Below are 15,061 nucleotides of genomic sequence, written 5' to 3'. Positions count from 1 at the left end.
CTAGTCTCTCGCTAGTGCTTCAATTGGATCGAGTTTTGCGGCGTTACGCGCAGGTAAGAAACCAAACGCAATACCAATCAGAGTCGAACAGATAAATGCCGCAATGATAGAGTTCATCGAATAGATCATTTGGAAACTGCTGCCCGATGAGCTAAACGCGAAGCCAATCAAAAACGCTAAACCAATCCCTGTTATACCGCCGCACAAACAGACCAGTACGGCTTCAATCAAGAATTGCCTGAGAATATCTGCCTGCCTTGCGCCAACCGCCATTCGTACACCAATCTCTTTGGTCCGTTCGGTGACCGAGACCAGCATGATATTCATCACTCCGATACCGCCAACAACAAGAGAGATGACCGCAATCGCAGAGATGAGCAGCGTCATCGTGGCCGTCGTCTTCTCGATATTTTGACGAATTGTGTCTGTGTTGATGGTAAAGAAATCTTCCGTGCCATGGCGCATTTTCAGCAAACTGATGATGCTTTGCTCGGCGGCGCTGCTAGAGGCATTTTCATCAATCCTGACAGTAATGCCATTAAGGTAGCGTTGTCCCATCATACGACCAGACATCGTGGTGTATGGCACCCAGATTTTCAGTGCTTCACTATTACCAAATGCATCATCTTTCTTTTGCGTAACGCCAACAATTCGCACTGGCAGTGAGCCAAGGAATATCACTTCACCAATCGGGCTTCGATCAGCGAACATCTCTTTTCTGGTGTTGTCATCAATTACCGCTTCTTGTGCGAGTGAACTGACACTATCTTCATCCCAAAACTGACCCTGAGCAATCTCATAGCCACGAACGCGGAAATAATCTTCACCCACACCCTCGATGGTTGCCGACGCATCTTGGTTGGCGTATCGAACGGTTAAGCTGTTCGAAATTGAAGGCGTTACACTATCCACAAATGGCAGGCTCTTTAGTGATTCAGCATCATCCGCGGTCAGAGTCCGAATTCTTCCTGAGCGTCTGTCACCAAAACCGGTTCCGGGCCTGATATCAATGGTGTTGGTACCCATAGAAGCAATATTCGACAAAATCTGTTGCTGAGTACCGTTACCGAGAGCGACCACCGATACGACGGATGCAATGCCAATGATGATCCCTAGCATGGTCAAAAACGTTCGCATTCGATGGCTGGACATAGCAAGCAGCGCCATTTTCAATGCATCAACGAAGCTATCCCACTTCCACCATTTACTGGCATCCTGCTGCGGCTGTTTATTGACCTGTGTCTGCGCAATTTTGCTTTCACTGACATTTTGCTGATCAGAGATGATTTCGCCATCTTTGATTTCAATAACTCGGTCGGCAAAATTCGCCACATTCATGTCATGGGTGACGAGAATGATAGTGTGTCCAAGCTGATGCAACTCTTTGAGCAGAGCCATCATCTCTTCACCACTGTGGCTGTCCAGCGCTCCCGTCGGTTCATCCGCCAAAATAACTTCACCGCCATTCATCAGCGCACGCGCGACACTCACGCGCTGCTGTTGGCCACCACTTAATTGGCTCGGTTTGTGAGTCAGGCGCTCTCCAAGCCCCAGCCGTGTCAGTAATGATTTGGCACGCTCTTCTCGTTGACGATGAGGAACACCCGCATACACGGCAGGAACTTCCACGTTACCCACGGCCGTTAAATCGCCAAGCAAATGATATCTTTGAAAGATAAAGCCAAAATATTCACGTCTTAGCTCAGCCAGCTCATCAGACTCCAGCGTCGAAACGTCTTGACCGTTAATGAAATAGCGGCCGCTTGTGGGTTGATCCAGACAGCCCAGTACGTTCATCAGCGTGGACTTACCAGAACCAGAGGCACCAACGATAGCCACCATCTCACCGCGCTTAATCTCTAAATTGATGTGATTAAGTACGGTAAGTGATTCATCACCGGACACAAAACTCCGGCTTAAGTCCTCTACTTTTAATAGAACTTGGCTCATCTTATAACCCCATTGGAGGTCCAGGACGTCTGCTACTTGACGAACCACCTGCCGTTGCTGTGCCCAATACCACTTGATCGCCTTCCTGCAGGCCAGAAAGAATTTCAACATTCACTTTATTATTGATACCGACTTTAACCGGCTTTTGCACCACTTGGCCGTTTTCCAGAACCGGAACCGTGTAAGCGTTTTTGCCACCCGATTTTTGCAGTACTTGTGCCGGGATAACGAGTGTATCTTGAGATTCTTCCAGAACAATCGAGACTTGAGCCGTCATACCAATGCGCAGAACACCTTGCGGATTATCAACATCAAAAACGGCGTTGTAGTAAATGGCATCACTGTCAGAGATCGTCAAATCGCTGTCATCGCCATCCATAATCGTTGGCCCGGGTTCGATGGCACGTAAGACTCCCTGATATTGCTGATTAGGTTGACCAAGAATTGTGAACACCGCCGTTTGACCGGGATGAACGAAGATAACATCTGCTTCCGAGATTTCGGCTTTTACCGTCATCGTATCCAGCTTGGCAAGTTCGATAATGGTTGGCGTGGTCTGATTGGCGTTGACGGTTTGCCCCTCTTCAACAGAAGTGTAAACCACGGTGCCATCCATCGGAGCGTTAATCGTCGTGTACCCAAGATCGACTTTGGCACTGTCGACATTGATCTTAGCTTTCTCGATTTCCGCGTCGAGCTGTGCTAATTCTGCTTTGTAAATTGCCAATGACGCTTCGGCATTTTCAAAATCAGCTCTTGAGCTCGCTTTTGCCGCTAGCATGCCTTTTTGACGCACATACTCGTAGTTTGCCTGTTTGATTTCAGCCTGCTTTGCCTTGTATTGCGCGTTGAGACTGTTCAGAGATGCTTGCGCCTCTTTGAGGCTATTTTGTTGAGTCAGGCTGTCAATTTGGGCAATAAGATCGCCTTGTTTTATCTCGTCACCGAGACTGACCGCCAAACTTTGAATCTGTCCTGAGACCTGAGCACCAACATTAACAAGCTTCGATGCCTGCAACATTCCATTCGCCAAAACGGCTTTTTCAATGTTCCCTTTACGTACCGTTTCTGTGGCATAAGAAGAGAGTTCTTCCGGAGGTTGTAAAAAGTACACTCCAGCCGCACCAGCGAGAAGAACACCACACAATGCGAGCCATTTTTTCTTGAGTTTCATAAAAGATGTGAAGTAAGTAATCGTTATTATTTTATACTGCGATTTAATCAAGACGTATAGGCAGGTAGTCGTAAAGATAAGTAAAGTATCGTCAAGATTCTTCTCCCCAAAATCTAGATAGCCTAGCTAAATTAAGTCGTGAGATGTCCATTCCTGAACTACACTAAGCGATGGATTTACAATAAGAAAATCGGCTTAAACTGCCCAAGTAAAAACTGGTCTTGTCTTTAAGACAACACCAGTTTTTGACAGGAAAAGAGCACAGTACCCATCGAATTGAATTAAAAAACGTCTAAGTTTATTGCGAGGAAAAGATATGAAACTACTGAAAACCATCTCACTCTGCCTTTTAGCGGCCTGTGCGTCATTTCAATCGGTCGCGAGTGATAGTGATTGGGACAAAATTGCGGAAAAAACCGTAAGCTTTAAATCAGAGACAGACACTGTAAACCCTCTATCTCCGTTTGCGAATGCTCGTTTTAGTCACATAAAGATCAAATGTACGCAAGGTACCGTGAATCTAAAGAGCATTAAAGTCATCATGAAGGACGGCAAAGAAAAAACATTCGACAGTTTGGGTGTTCTCACCAGTGGCATGTCATCACGCAGCCTGAGCCTTCCAACAAAAGATGACGCTAAACTAGATAAGATCGAATTGAATTACGAATCTGTTGGCAATACTGCGCTACAAGTCACTGGTGTGACTAAAAAAGCACATGTGGAAATATTAGGTAAGAAAGTCGACGAATAAACGACATATCATGTCTGATACAGCGGCACCATGCCGCTGTAAAAATTCAAAAGCAACCAATAGTCCTGTGGAATTAAATGAATTTCTTGAGTTTCGCTAGACCATAAGCGGCAATCGTCACACTGTCTTTGATTGACCCTTCTATCATCATCTGCTCGAATTCTTCTACAGAGAATGCCCGGGAAATAAGATCTTCTTCTTCGCTATCAAGCTTATTGCCCACTTCAGTAAGATCGCTTGCAAAGTAAACGTGGCAAGTCTGATTCAGAAAACCGTAAGCAATAAACTGAGGACCCACGTACTCCATTGTTCCCGCTAACATGCCAGTTTCTTCCCTAAGTTCGCCTTTTGCGAGCTCCAGCGGATCAACATCCGGGCTGGATTCCCAGGCACCTTGCGGGATCTCCCAGCAACGCTGTCCTACGGTATAACGAAACTGTTGAACCAAGTGAATCATTCCATTATCGATAGCAAGTATCGCCGCACAGTCTGGTTTGTCGACAACACCGTAGATGCCTTCCGCGCCACTTGGACGCAAAATTTTGTCTTCACGAACCGTCATCCACTTATTTTGATAGACAATTTTACTGTCGAGCTGCTTGATATCTGACATGGTTATTCCTTGTTTATAAAAGCCTATTGATTGACTCTCTACGCAATCAAAATGTTCTTTAGTTCACTCAATGATTCTACGGTATAGCTAGGTGCGATACGTTCGTCAACACTTGCGCCGGTGGTGTTCAACCAACAGGTTTCAATGCCAAAATTATTACCGCCCAAAATATCTGAATGCAGATTATCACCTACCATTAATACACGCGTTTTACATGGGTGACCCATTTGCTGCATCGCGTATTCAAAAATGCCTAAGTCCGGTTTTGCGACACCAACTTGCTCGGAGATCACGATTTGCTCGAAGTAGTCGGTCATCCCGGTACGTTCAAGACGGATAGCCTGCAACTCAGTAAAGCCATTGGTGATGATGCCCATTTTAGCTTTACCTTGTAGCGCTTCCATCAGATCTTTCGCCCCTGGCAGCAGGCTACAAATGTCAGCCATGGCTTCTAAAAACGCGCTGTTTAATTCTGCGGTAGTCGTGTTGAGCTTTTCTGCCCATTCGGTAAACCGTTTGTGTTTAAGCTCATCTGCTGACACTTTTCCATCTTGATAGTCAACCCATAGTGGCTTGTTTACCGTTTGGTAGTGAGCAAAATCTTGCTCTGTAAAATCTACGCCTTTGCGAGAAAACATCAGTTGCAAACCTTTGAAAGCGTCAAAGTGAAACAAGGTCTCGTCAGCGTCAAACAGAATCCAATCGTACTTCATTTTTTCATCCCAAAATTCAAGGTCGTCGATAATCTTATGGGTACATAGTCTAGATTGTTTTCTTCTGGAAGATAATCACTATAATTGGAAATTAATTGTATCCTTTGAATCAACAATGTAAGGAAATTGATGTGAATGCGATAGCCTCCCTGCCGGTATTTGTGGCGGGGGTAGAGTGCGGCAGCTTTTCGCTTGCAGCCAAACAACTTAACCTGACAAAATCTGCCGTCAGTAAGCGCATCAATCAACTGGAAGACGATCTCGGCATTCGTTTACTTAACCGCACTACAAGAAAATTAAGCCTGACCGAAGCGGGCAGACGCTACTTTGAATATGCGTCTCAAGCAGTCAATCTTGCTCAACAAGGTGTCGATGCGGTTTCCGAATTGCAAGGCTCTCCGCAAGGGCGGCTTAAAATCACTGTGCCGATGTCATTTGGCGTGCTGCATATCTCGCCTCTAATCAGTGAGTTTCTCTCTCGTTACCCTAAGATCGAAGTGGACCTGAACCTCGAAGATAAGATGGTCGACTTGATCAAAGACGGCTTTGATTTGGGTATCCGCATTGGAGAGTTAGCCTCTTCTAACTTAGTTGCCAAGCGTCTCGCACCTTGTAAAAGTGTGCTTTGCGCATCACCCGATTACCTTGCTGAGTTCGGTACTCCGCAAAAGCCAAGTGATCTGGTTGCCCATAACTGTCTGCTGTATTCGTACTTTCGAGGTGGCGTAGAGTGGATGTTCATTAACAACGGCAGTGAGTACCGCGTTTTGCCAAAAGGTAACTTTGTTGTGAATAACAGCGAAGCCATTCGGCAACTTCTGCTAAGAGGTTCTGGCGTTGCTCAGCTACCCACTTTTATCGCATCAAGAGACATCGCTGCTGGTAACCTCAAAGTAGTCATGGAAGATTACGCGCTACCAGAGCACGCCATTTACGCCGTTTTTCCAGAACGTAAACACATGCCGTTAAAAGTGAGGGTATTTATCGACTATATCAGCGAAAAGCTGGGGACTGATTTACCCTACTGGGATCGCTAACTAAGGTTTACGCTAACCTATTCATCAGCACTGAAGTTTCAAATCTGGTGCGCTGTTCTGATATAGTAGGAGCAAAGCTCAGAAGTTAGAAAAAGCGTTAAGAATTAAAGATAAGGCAGAGACTAAAAACAGCTGAAGTTGAGTTTAGTATTTGAAAAATGGGGTGATAAAAATATGGTTACGTCGCGCTCTAAAGCTTCGACTCATAAACAACAAGAAGTACAACGCATTATGGGTTCCTTGTCCAAAGCTATTGCCCAACACAAGCTTAAGCCCGGCCAACGTCTTGTTGAAGCTCAAATCGTTGCAGCATTGGATGCAAACCGAAACCATGTTCAGACTGCGCTACAACGTCTGGCGCTACAGCACATCGTGACCATAGAGCCAAATCGAGGGGCTTGGGTTTCACAGCCAAGTGAAGAAGAAGCCAGGGAAGTATTCGCAGCAAGGCGAGTGATTGAAAGAGGTATTGTTGAGGGCATTTCACCTCAAATCATTGAAGATCGCTGGTCTGAGATTGAAGCGCATATGGTCGCAGAACGAGAAGCGATTAATACCAATGACCGCCGCGCCATTATCAGTGCATTAACCAAGTTCCATAGAATGCTCGCAGATATGTGTGGAAACCAAATATTGATCGAGATGTTCGACAACTTAATGGTGCGCAGTTCACTGATCGTCGCCCTGTATCAGCGTAACGATGTACCATCTTGCCAGCATGACGAACACCAATCCCTTATTGACGCACTAAAGTGCGGTGATGCGCAGCAAGCAACGTCGGTAATGATCGCTCATTTAGATCACTTAGAAGCGGAGCTGGTACTGAGTAGCAGCAAAGATCAAGAACTGGAGCTAAACGAAGCACTCCGCGGATAATCTAAACAGAAAAAGAGAAGTGAGCCCTTCCCTTTTTCTTTGTAGCTCGAGATCAAGCCGTTATTCGTTCACTATCGTATCTGCAACGTTAGCCTGAGGGGGCTTTAACATCGTCTTCTGCCGAGTAAAAGTAACCGCTCCGCGCTTAAGCCCCATACTTGGAGGTTGAATAGTCGCCACCACTTCCGCTTGAGCATTGGCATCAAAAAACACCACATCCGCAACCTTTCCTACGCCAATGCCGTAGTCAGCTAAACGCATGATCTTTGCCGACTCACCGGAAATCCATTCAAAGCACTGACGAAGCTCATTCGGGGTGCCCAACTGCGCTATATTTGCGTACAAATTTGCTTGCCTAACCTGAGACGCATCGCCGTAAGGTGTAAATGGGTTCTCAATATTATTACTTGAAACAGAACAACAGACACCATGAGCACTCAATGGCAAAAGCGGTGCAACCCCTCTTGGCACTAAATGATCATACTCTCTTCCATTTAAAAACAAGTCGGTGCTCGGTAGAGCCGTTAACCGCACCCCCGCACTAACCATTTGCTTTGCTATTTCCGCCAGATAATCCGGTTTAAGAGCGGAAAGTTTGGTCACATGCCCAACAGTTACACGGTCTTGATATTCGAACTCTCGAGTCATTTCCAATACATGGGGTAAAGACATGCTGGAACTGTCCAAATCAAAGTCAAGATGAAAATCCAAATCAACATCGTACTCAACAGCCAGAGCAAATAACGTTCGTATCTGCTGCTCAGGATCACTATCGGTATACGGACATCCTCCCAGTAAATCTGCACCCTGCTCTAACGCAGACACTAACAGGTCGTAGGTACCAGGGTTATTGTGTAGCCCTTCCTGCGGGAAAACACATAGCTCTAGCGTGATCGCCCAGGCATAGTCTTGTTTTAACTGCTTAATCGCATTAAAACCTATCAACCCGATCACCGGATCAATTTCTACATGCGTTCGCATGTAGCTGGTGCCTTGAGTGATCGCTTTTTCCAGTACTCGCTTTCCTCTCTGATAAACATCATCGTAAGTGAATGCTTGCTTCAGAGCTGCTGTCTGTTCAATCGCTTCTTTGAGTGTTCCTTGGTGTAGCTGACAACGTGAGACTGTACACGCTTTATCAAGATGAACATGGGTTTCTATTAAGCCCGGAAGCATCAGTTGTCCTTTCGCATTAATCACGTTATCCACTTCCAAACCAGAAACGTCGACTTCATTTTGAGACAGAAACTGAACAAAATACCCCTGCTTTATCAGTGCAATCTGTAAAGCATCTTGTCCTTCTAAACGGAAGTTAATCACTGCTGTATCTGCTTTCATTAACTTGCTCCCATGTACGCTTTTTCTAACTCAGAATCGGACAATAGCTGTTCTGCAGTACCAGATTGCACCACTTTCCCAGTTTCAAGGACGTAGGCACGATCGGCAATCTGTAATGCCAAGTTAGCCATTTGATCAACTAATAGTATGGTTACCCCGTCATCACGAAGCTGCGCCAGTGCATCATACAGTTCACCAATCATCGAAGGTGCCAGACCAAGTGACGGCTCATCCAACAGCAGTACTCTTGGCTTGGCCATCAAGGCCCGACCGACAGCAACCATCTGTTGTTCCCCACCAGAAAGCAGTCCGGCAGGACTGTCGATTCTGTCCCGTAAGCGAGGAAAGCGTTGTAAAATGGCTTCGATTTCAGACTCAGGATCGACAGTGTCCTGTCTCGAGTAAGACCCCATCAGTAAGTTGTCTTTCACGGACAATTCACCGAATAATTGACGACCTTCGGGTACCAATGCTAAGCCCCGTTTGGCGATTTGATTAGCATTAAGCTCATGGATATAGCTATCGTCCAAACCGATTGTTCCAGCCCCTGCTTTTTTCAGCCCAGCCATCGCTTGTAAGATACTGCTTTTACCTGCGCCATTCGCACCTAGAATCGCAACACACTCCCCCGGATTGACTTCAACATCGACATCTTCAACCACAGGTGATGCGCCATAATCTATGGTTAGGCCTTTAGTAAATAGTACTGACTCTCTGGTGGCTCGCCATTTTTCAGTTCGTTGTGGCGCTTCATAGTTGGTCGCGCCAAGATAGGCTGCAATGACCTTCTCATTGTTCTGAATCTGTTTTGGTTCTCCCAACGCGATCGGTTTACCAGCATCTAACACCAGAATTTGGTCACTGACTCCCATCACTAACTTCATGTCATGCTCAACCAGAATGACGGCGATACCAAATCTGGCAATGGACTTGATAAGCCCAGCCAGCTGATCCGTATCTTCACGGCTTAATCCTGCGGCAGGTTCATCCAACAGCAGAACCCAAGGACATGTTGCTAATGAACGAGCAATTTCAACCAAACGTCGGTCGACATGAGGTAAATCTTGAGCTGGAGTATTAATCGAACCTCGATAACCAACCAGAGCTAGCAGGTTTAAAGCAAGATCACGCTGCCCTGCTTGTTCCGCATAGAATGGGTGTCCGATACTACCTTGCTGCATTGCCGCGAGGAGATTTTCCAACACAGACATACTGTCAAACAGCTGGCTGGTTTGGTAAGTACGAGAAATACCACAACGAGCGATTCGATGAGCACTCATACCAGCCAACTCTTCATTGAGCTTGACGCTGCCATTATCCGGATTGTAAAAGCCGCTGATCATGTTGAGTACCGTCGTCTTACCGGCACCATTTGGACCGATAATACTGGTTACTTTGCCCAGAGGAGCTTCAAAGCTGACGCCTTGAGCGGCCGCAACACCACCAAAGCTGATACTAATGTCATCAACACGCAATCCATTGAGTCCATTGTCAGCTCGGTCATAAAACGTACCAATCAGGTGACGATTGACCGATTTGGGTGGTAGTTGTATTGAAGTACGACGAAACTTAACGCTGATTTCGCCAAGAAGTCCCCGAGGCGCCCCCCAAAGAACGGCAAGTAAAAGTGCTGCGAAAATAAGCAGACGGTACTCTGCCAACGGAGCAAGAAGTTCTGGCAACAAAACGACAATCGCCGCACCAATGACGGGCCCCCACAATGTGCCAACCCCACCAAGAATCACCACTAATACAAACAAGATCGACTGAGTAAAGGGGAAGGTACTAGGACTGATATACATCATCAGTGGGGGGATCATAGCGCCAGCCAAACCCGCGAACAGCGCTGAGATGGCAAACGCCAGTGTTTGTGTCTGCAGCGGATTAAAGCCTAGCGAACGTGCTGCGATCGGGCTAGATTTTACCGCTCGCATCGCTTTTCCCCATCCACTCGAATAGAGATGTTGGTAGACCAGTAATGACGATCCTAAAATCATCACGCCGATCAACGCCAGTAATCGCTCTGCTTCCAAATCACCGAGCTCAGGCATAGGAATGCCCATTAAGCCGTTTGCGCCCCCGGTGACATCACGCCATTCCATCAAGCCATGATGAACAACAAAAGCAAAAGCGATAGTGACCATGGCCAAATAAGGCCCGCTCACGCGCATAGCCGGTATCGCTAACAAAGCGCCGATACCACCACATACCAAAGCGGCAGACAGCACGGCTAATCCAAACGGTACATCATTTAACAGTAGAAGCGCACTGATGTAAGCACCTATTGCGTAAAAGGCAATATGTCCAAAGCTTATCTGTCCACTCATACCCATTAAAATGTTCAGTCCAACCCCCACTAAAGCAGTGATAACACATAAGGTAAACACCAATAGCGAGTAACTATCGAGTAGGAAACACAAAAGCGAACCTACCAACGTGGCGACTGCGACTAGTAACCACGATTTTGTTCCTGTCAAACTCATACTTTGATCTCCTGACCTCTGACAAACAGTCCATTAGGTTTCACTGCTAGGGCAAAAATAACGAGTGTAAAGGTGATGATCTGTGTAAATGCAGAGCCCAGATAAACGGTTACGATTGCTTCTACCAAGCCAAAAATGATGCCAGCGGTAAACACACCAGATGCACTGGTAATGCCTCCCAAAATAGCAACCGCAAATGCTTTCAGACCGAACAAGGTGCCCATATCCGAATGAACGGCAAATAATGGGGCAATCAAAATCCCAGCAATCGCGGCCAGCACGGTAGACACCGCAAAGCTCGCTGCGACCACGCGTCCAACGTTAATCCCCATCAGTTGTGCTGAATTCGGGTTTTGCACACAAGCCTGAAGTACTTTTCCAAGACGGGTATGATGCACAGCATAGGCAAGCAGCAAAGCGATAATGACGCCAACGATAGGAATGATGATTTGCAAGGCGTAAACACCACTCCCAAACAAATCAATACTGGTCGTCGCAAATGCGTTACTGAACTGGCGGGGTTCTTTGCCAAATGTAAACAAGACGGCGTTATCAATCAGAATGCCACCCGCGACCGTCGCCATTAGCCAGGCGTCGGATCCTTTCATAGCAAACGGACGGACGAGAAACCTCTCAATAACCAAACCGTATAGTGCGCTCAGCATTAAGGTGATACAAAACGCCATCCAGTAAGGCATTCCCCAAGTAATACACAAGGTATAAGCCAGTACCGCTCCGAGCATCATAGCGCTGCCCTGAGAAAAGTTTACGGTCTTACTAACGATGTAAGTGATATGAAACCCGAGTGCAAGGAGAGCATACATGCTCCCCAGACCTAGCCCGGTAATGATTGCAGCAGTTAACATTACTTCACCCTCTCCTAACGTTGACCTAGTGAATAACTATTCTTATTGCACAGGAACAATTTGATCGTTTACGAAGTGAGTGAATACATAATCTTTCGCGCCAATCGCATCATGTTGTGTTTCACTGAATGGGCGTTTGAAATCCTTGATCAGCCCCTTATAGTCATCGATACGATAGTAACCAGAACGAATATCACTGCCTTTTGTCGAACCGGCATTCTCAATAGCCATCGCCGTTAGATGCATCGCATCATAGGCGTTGGCGATCCCCACAGCTGGCGTCACGTCAGCAACTGTTTTTATTTCCGGGAATTTAGCCTGCAACTTGGCAAACACGTCACCGCCTTTTCCTGACTGAGTATCGGTAAACGTAAAGGTTTGAATAAAGTGCACGCGATCAGCGGTTGGTCCGGCAAGCTCGCCAAAACGACCACCGGCAGGCCCCCAGTGTGAAACCACTGGAACATCCCAGCCCATACGCTCAAGTGACTTCACCACCTGAGCCGAAGGTGCTACGTTAGCGACCATCAACAAAGTGTCGGTGCCCTTCTCTTTCAGTCGAGTGAGTTGCGGAACCAGATCTACGTCACCTGACTCAATTCGTTCGATGCCAGTGTATTCCATACCACGAGCTTCAAGCGCGAGTCGAAACCCTTTCTCATTGGATTCGCCCCATGGGTTATTAATCAGTAGCATACCTGGCTTTTTCATTTCGTATTTATCGATGGCGTACTGCACTAAAGCTTCGTCAACGACTTCATCAACAGCAGAAACACGGAAAACATAGTTCTCTTTCGCACCATTTTTCGTAATCGGTGTCCCAGCAGCCCATACGCCCATGAAAGGCATTTTCATTTTGTTTGCCACAGGAACAATGGCCAATGAGACTGGCGTATCCAGCCCGCCAAACAGTACAGAAACATCTTCCTTCTGAATCAGTTCACGGGCGGCCAGTAAACCTTTAGACGGATTACTTTCATCATCACGACGCACTAGCTCTAGCGGACGTCCAAGTACGCCACCAGCCGCGTTAATTTCATCAATGGCAACTTCTAAACCTCTTGTTATCGCCTCGCCTGATTTTGCAGACTGCCCAGAAAGTGCCGCTACTAGCCCCACTTTGATCGGTTCAACGGCATAAGCAGAAATAGCGCTTAACGAAAGCACCGTACCAACCCCAACCTTCAATCCTTTATTCACCAATTTCTTCATTGTTAAACGCTTCATAAAATCCCTCTCTTATTGATTGCTAGCTATTGCACAATTATTGCTAGCAATTAAGATGCCAGACGAAAAGCCCTGATTTTCGGTGAATTAACGTAAAAATGTGCACAAAAATGATCCGATTTGGATAAGTTTGCACCAAATGTATACAACAAGGAAAAAGATATGACAGAAGTAGATAAAGCAGTAGAAATCGTGAGTAAGTTTTTAGAGGCGTCAATGATTCCAGATCCAGATACTGCCGCTACCTACATGGATAACGAAGTAAAGATCACGTTTACTGGACGCCGAGAGATGGAAAATGCCCAAGCTATCACAGCATTTAACCAGCAGCGCTATCAGTGGGTAAAAAAGAATATCGTCCAGTATGATGCGATGCAGAAAGAAGATCATTGTGTGGTTTACTCCATCGGCTACTTGTATGGGCAATGGAAAGATGGTCGTCACTTTGACGGTAACCGCTACACCGACCGTTTTGAGGTGCGTAATGGGAAAATCACCAAAATGGATGTACTTAATGACAGCGCTGAGTGGATCCTAACGCCAGAAATAAATCGCGAAAAGGCATAACTCCCCCCTTTCTCAACCACTTAACTAGCCTGCGTTCAGGTTAACTACAATAAAAAAGCCTGCAAATTAAGTAATTGCAGGCTTTTAGCGATAGTTAAAATCATATTTTATAATTAGTGCCAGTTTAAAGCTTAAGAGGTACTAACCCGAGATTAAAATCAAATCCAGTGTTCGGAAAATGCCAAGATTTATTCAAAGAAAGTTATACCGAATTGCATAGTTCAGCAAGAATGGCTTGGCAAAAACTCTCTATTCCGCTGGTTATTTTCCTTGAACTCGAGCCAGTGACAACGCTCTGAATTCAGCATCTTAAAGTCATTTGGTTATATTAAGCGAAGGCTTCACCTGCCTCTTTCGGATCTGAGCCGTACTCATTCCTGCCTCTGTTACCTTCAGTCGCAGCAAAAATAATCAGTACGATCAAACCAAGCAAAGGAATCAAGCCAATCAATACCCACCAGCCTGTTCGTCCTATGTCGTGTAATCGACGCACGGTAACAGCAATACTAGGAATCAACACAGCGAGCCCGTAAACAGCGCCAATCAAAGCCGTGCCTAATAGGCCATCAATAATTTCTAAAACAATCGTAATCAGAAGGTTGAATAAAAAGAACATCCAATACTCTTTTCTTCTTGCTCTTCCGTTAAACACTGCATATTTCTTTAATACTGCTAAGTACCAATCCATCTCTTTTCTCCCGACTTGGTAAGTTTGCTAACACTAACTATATAGTGCATAACTCATACTTACCTCGACAAATGCAACTTTTTGCACTTAGTCGCAATTTTCAACCATATCTTACTCGGTTGATGGAAGATCGCTTTGAAACTAGTCCTTTTCATCCAGACGACGAATCAATTTCGCTGGCGTCCCGCCATAAAGGCAATCGGGCGGAACATCACTGTTTACAACTGAGTTTGCCGCAATGACGGATCGAGCACCAATCGTCACCCCTTGATTGATGACGGAGTTACCACCAATCCATACATCGTCTTCGACAACGATCGGTTTACAAAAGGTTTCCCAGCGTCGGCGACTGCGATAATCCAATGAATGTGAAGCGGTATAAAACTGGGCACTTGGGCCAATCAGGACGTTATTTCCAATGGTAATTTTTGCACCGTCAAGCATAACCACATTCATGTTGATAAAGGTCTCTTCACCAATTTCAATGGTTTTACCAAACTCGCAGTGAAACGGAGCTTGAACAATACACAACCCTGCTTTACCAAACAGTTGCTTTTGCAACGCGTCACGCTGACTTTCATCGGTATTGTTGTTAAACGCGCGCAATGCATGAGTGGCGTGCGTCCTAATGGCATCGATTGATTCATCCATACCATTAAACACTTGGCCAGACATCATTTTCTCTAATTCTGTCATTGGAAAACCCTACTACTTAAAACACCACTCACCGTACGTGATTTCAGAAATAAAAAAAGAGAAAAGACGACGCTTTTCTCCT

Annotated in this window: 14 protein-coding genes; 4 read left to right on the top strand and 10 right to left on the bottom strand. The window is 45.9% G+C overall.

Annotation, left to right across the window (positions count from 1 at the left end; all coding sequences use genetic code 11):
* Positions 1–1,950 (bottom strand): MacB family efflux pump subunit, encoded by a 1,950-nt coding sequence (locus tag VEJY3_RS16660; RefSeq protein ID WP_014233571.1) that lies wholly within the window; start codon positions 1,948–1,950, stop codon positions 1–3.
* A 1-nt stretch (position 1,951) separates the two neighbouring features.
* On the bottom strand, positions 1,952–3,124 hold the full coding sequence (gene macA, locus VEJY3_RS16655; protein WP_014233570.1) for a macrolide transporter subunit MacA: 1,173 nt from the start codon (positions 3,122–3,124) through the stop codon (positions 1,952–1,954).
* A 316-nt stretch (positions 3,125–3,440) separates the two neighbouring features.
* Between macA and VEJY3_RS16650 the strand changes: the two genes are divergently transcribed.
* The gene (locus VEJY3_RS16650; RefSeq protein WP_014233569.1) at positions 3,441–3,875 is read left to right on the top strand and encodes a hypothetical protein; all 435 of its coding nucleotides are present in this window, start codon (positions 3,441–3,443) and stop codon (positions 3,873–3,875) included.
* 73 nt (positions 3,876–3,948) lie between these two features.
* Here VEJY3_RS16650 and VEJY3_RS16645 read toward each other — a convergent pair whose 3' ends face one another.
* Both VEJY3_RS16645 and yjjG read right to left on the bottom strand, forming a co-directional pair.
* Positions 3,949–4,488, bottom strand: a complete 540-nt coding sequence (locus tag VEJY3_RS16645; RefSeq protein WP_014233568.1) for an NUDIX hydrolase — start codon at positions 4,486–4,488, stop codon at positions 3,949–3,951.
* A 38-nt stretch (positions 4,489–4,526) separates the two neighbouring features.
* Positions 4,527–5,201 (bottom strand): pyrimidine 5'-nucleotidase, encoded by a 675-nt coding sequence (gene yjjG / locus VEJY3_RS16640; protein ID WP_014233567.1) that lies wholly within the window; start codon positions 5,199–5,201, stop codon positions 4,527–4,529.
* A 131-nt stretch (positions 5,202–5,332) separates the two neighbouring features.
* Here yjjG and VEJY3_RS16635 point away from each other — a divergent pair, with 131 nt between their 5' ends.
* Positions 5,333–6,238 (top strand): LysR family transcriptional regulator, encoded by a 906-nt coding sequence (locus tag VEJY3_RS16635; RefSeq protein WP_014233566.1) that lies wholly within the window; start codon positions 5,333–5,335, stop codon positions 6,236–6,238.
* 174 nt (positions 6,239–6,412) lie between these two features.
* Positions 6,413–7,114, top strand: coding sequence for a GntR family transcriptional regulator (locus tag VEJY3_RS16630; RefSeq protein WP_014233565.1), 702 nt, complete (start codon positions 6,413–6,415; stop codon positions 7,112–7,114).
* Between the two features lie 60 nt (positions 7,115–7,174).
* Here VEJY3_RS16630 and VEJY3_RS16625 read toward each other — a convergent pair whose 3' ends face one another.
* Genes VEJY3_RS16625 through VEJY3_RS16610 form a run of 4 tightly spaced genes read right to left on the bottom strand, consistent with a single transcriptional unit; the run spans position 7,175 to position 13,028 of the window.
* A complete protein-coding gene (locus tag VEJY3_RS16625) occupies positions 7,175–8,452 on the bottom strand; it encodes an amidohydrolase family protein (protein WP_014233564.1) in 1,278 nt (425 codons plus the stop codon).
* Positions 8,452–10,935 carry an ATP-binding cassette domain-containing protein gene (locus VEJY3_RS16620; RefSeq protein ID WP_014233563.1) on the bottom strand — a complete coding sequence of 828 codons (2,484 nt, stop codon included), beginning with the start codon at positions 10,933–10,935 and terminating at the stop codon, positions 8,452–8,454. The genes VEJY3_RS16625 and VEJY3_RS16620 overlap by 1 nt, the downstream gene beginning before the upstream one ends.
* A complete protein-coding gene (locus VEJY3_RS16615; protein ID WP_014233562.1) occupies positions 10,932–11,801 on the bottom strand; it encodes a branched-chain amino acid ABC transporter permease in 870 nt (289 codons plus the stop codon). The genes VEJY3_RS16620 and VEJY3_RS16615 overlap by 4 nt, the downstream gene beginning before the upstream one ends.
* Before the next feature lie 42 nt (positions 11,802–11,843).
* Positions 11,844–13,028: an ABC transporter substrate-binding protein gene (locus VEJY3_RS16610; RefSeq protein ID WP_014233561.1), complete on the bottom strand. Its 1,185-nt coding sequence runs from the start codon at positions 13,026–13,028 to the stop codon at positions 11,844–11,846.
* Between the two features lie 162 nt (positions 13,029–13,190).
* Between VEJY3_RS16610 and VEJY3_RS16605 the strand changes: the two genes are divergently transcribed.
* Positions 13,191–13,595 (top strand): membrane protein, encoded by a 405-nt coding sequence (locus VEJY3_RS16605; protein WP_014233560.1) that lies wholly within the window; start codon positions 13,191–13,193, stop codon positions 13,593–13,595.
* A gap of 328 nt (positions 13,596–13,923) precedes the next feature.
* Here the strand turns inward: VEJY3_RS16605 and VEJY3_RS16600 are convergent, their stop codons facing one another.
* Together VEJY3_RS16600 and VEJY3_RS16595 are read right to left on the bottom strand one after the other, a co-directional pair.
* A complete protein-coding gene (locus VEJY3_RS16600) occupies positions 13,924–14,283 on the bottom strand; it encodes a DUF805 domain-containing protein (RefSeq protein ID WP_014233559.1) in 360 nt (119 codons plus the stop codon).
* Between the two features lie 141 nt (positions 14,284–14,424).
* Complete coding sequence (locus tag VEJY3_RS16595; protein ID WP_014233558.1) at positions 14,425–14,979, bottom strand: sugar O-acetyltransferase; 555 nt, start codon at positions 14,977–14,979, stop codon at positions 14,425–14,427.
* Between the last annotated feature and the right edge of the window lie 82 nt (positions 14,980–15,061).

It is taken from the genome of Vibrio sp. EJY3, assembly GCF_000241385.1.
GTDB classification, from domain to species: Bacteria; Pseudomonadota; Gammaproteobacteria; order Enterobacterales; family Vibrionaceae; genus Vibrio; species Vibrio natriegens.
Note: the sequence above shows the minus strand (reverse complement) of the source record. Positions and strands in the feature narration are given on the sequence as shown.

Excerpts from the sequence above, each read along its gene's own strand:
- VEJY3_RS16660 (WP_014233571.1), bottom strand. The coding sequence starts at position 1,950 with ATGAGCCAAGTTCTATTAAAAGTAGAGGACTTAAGCCGGAGTTTTGTG.
- macA (WP_014233570.1), bottom strand. The coding sequence starts at position 3,124 with ATGAAACTCAAGAAAAAATGGCTCGCATTGTGTGGTGTTCTTCTCGCT.
- VEJY3_RS16650 (WP_014233569.1), top strand. The coding sequence starts at position 3,441 with ATGAAACTACTGAAAACCATCTCACTCTGCCTTTTAGCGGCCTGTGCG.
- VEJY3_RS16645 (WP_014233568.1), bottom strand. The coding sequence starts at position 4,488 with ATGTCAGATATCAAGCAGCTCGACAGTAAAATTGTCTATCAAAATAAG.
- yjjG (WP_014233567.1), bottom strand. The coding sequence starts at position 5,201 with ATGAAGTACGATTGGATTCTGTTTGACGCTGACGAGACCTTGTTTCAC.
- VEJY3_RS16630 (WP_014233565.1), top strand. The coding sequence starts at position 6,413 with ATGGTTACGTCGCGCTCTAAAGCTTCGACTCATAAACAACAAGAAGTA.
- VEJY3_RS16625 (WP_014233564.1), bottom strand. The coding sequence starts at position 8,452 with ATGAAAGCAGATACAGCAGTGATTAACTTCCGTTTAGAAGGACAAGAT.
- VEJY3_RS16620 (WP_014233563.1), bottom strand. The coding sequence starts at position 10,935 with ATGAGTTTGACAGGAACAAAATCGTGGTTACTAGTCGCAGTCGCCACG.
- VEJY3_RS16615 (WP_014233562.1), bottom strand. The coding sequence starts at position 11,801 with ATGTTAACTGCTGCAATCATTACCGGGCTAGGTCTGGGGAGCATGTAT.
- VEJY3_RS16610 (WP_014233561.1), bottom strand. The coding sequence starts at position 13,028 with ATGAAGCGTTTAACAATGAAGAAATTGGTGAATAAAGGATTGAAGGTT.
- VEJY3_RS16605 (WP_014233560.1), top strand. The coding sequence starts at position 13,191 with ATGACAGAAGTAGATAAAGCAGTAGAAATCGTGAGTAAGTTTTTAGAG.
- VEJY3_RS16600 (WP_014233559.1), bottom strand. The coding sequence starts at position 14,283 with ATGGATTGGTACTTAGCAGTATTAAAGAAATATGCAGTGTTTAACGGA.
- VEJY3_RS16595 (WP_014233558.1), bottom strand. The coding sequence starts at position 14,979 with ATGACAGAATTAGAGAAAATGATGTCTGGCCAAGTGTTTAATGGTATG.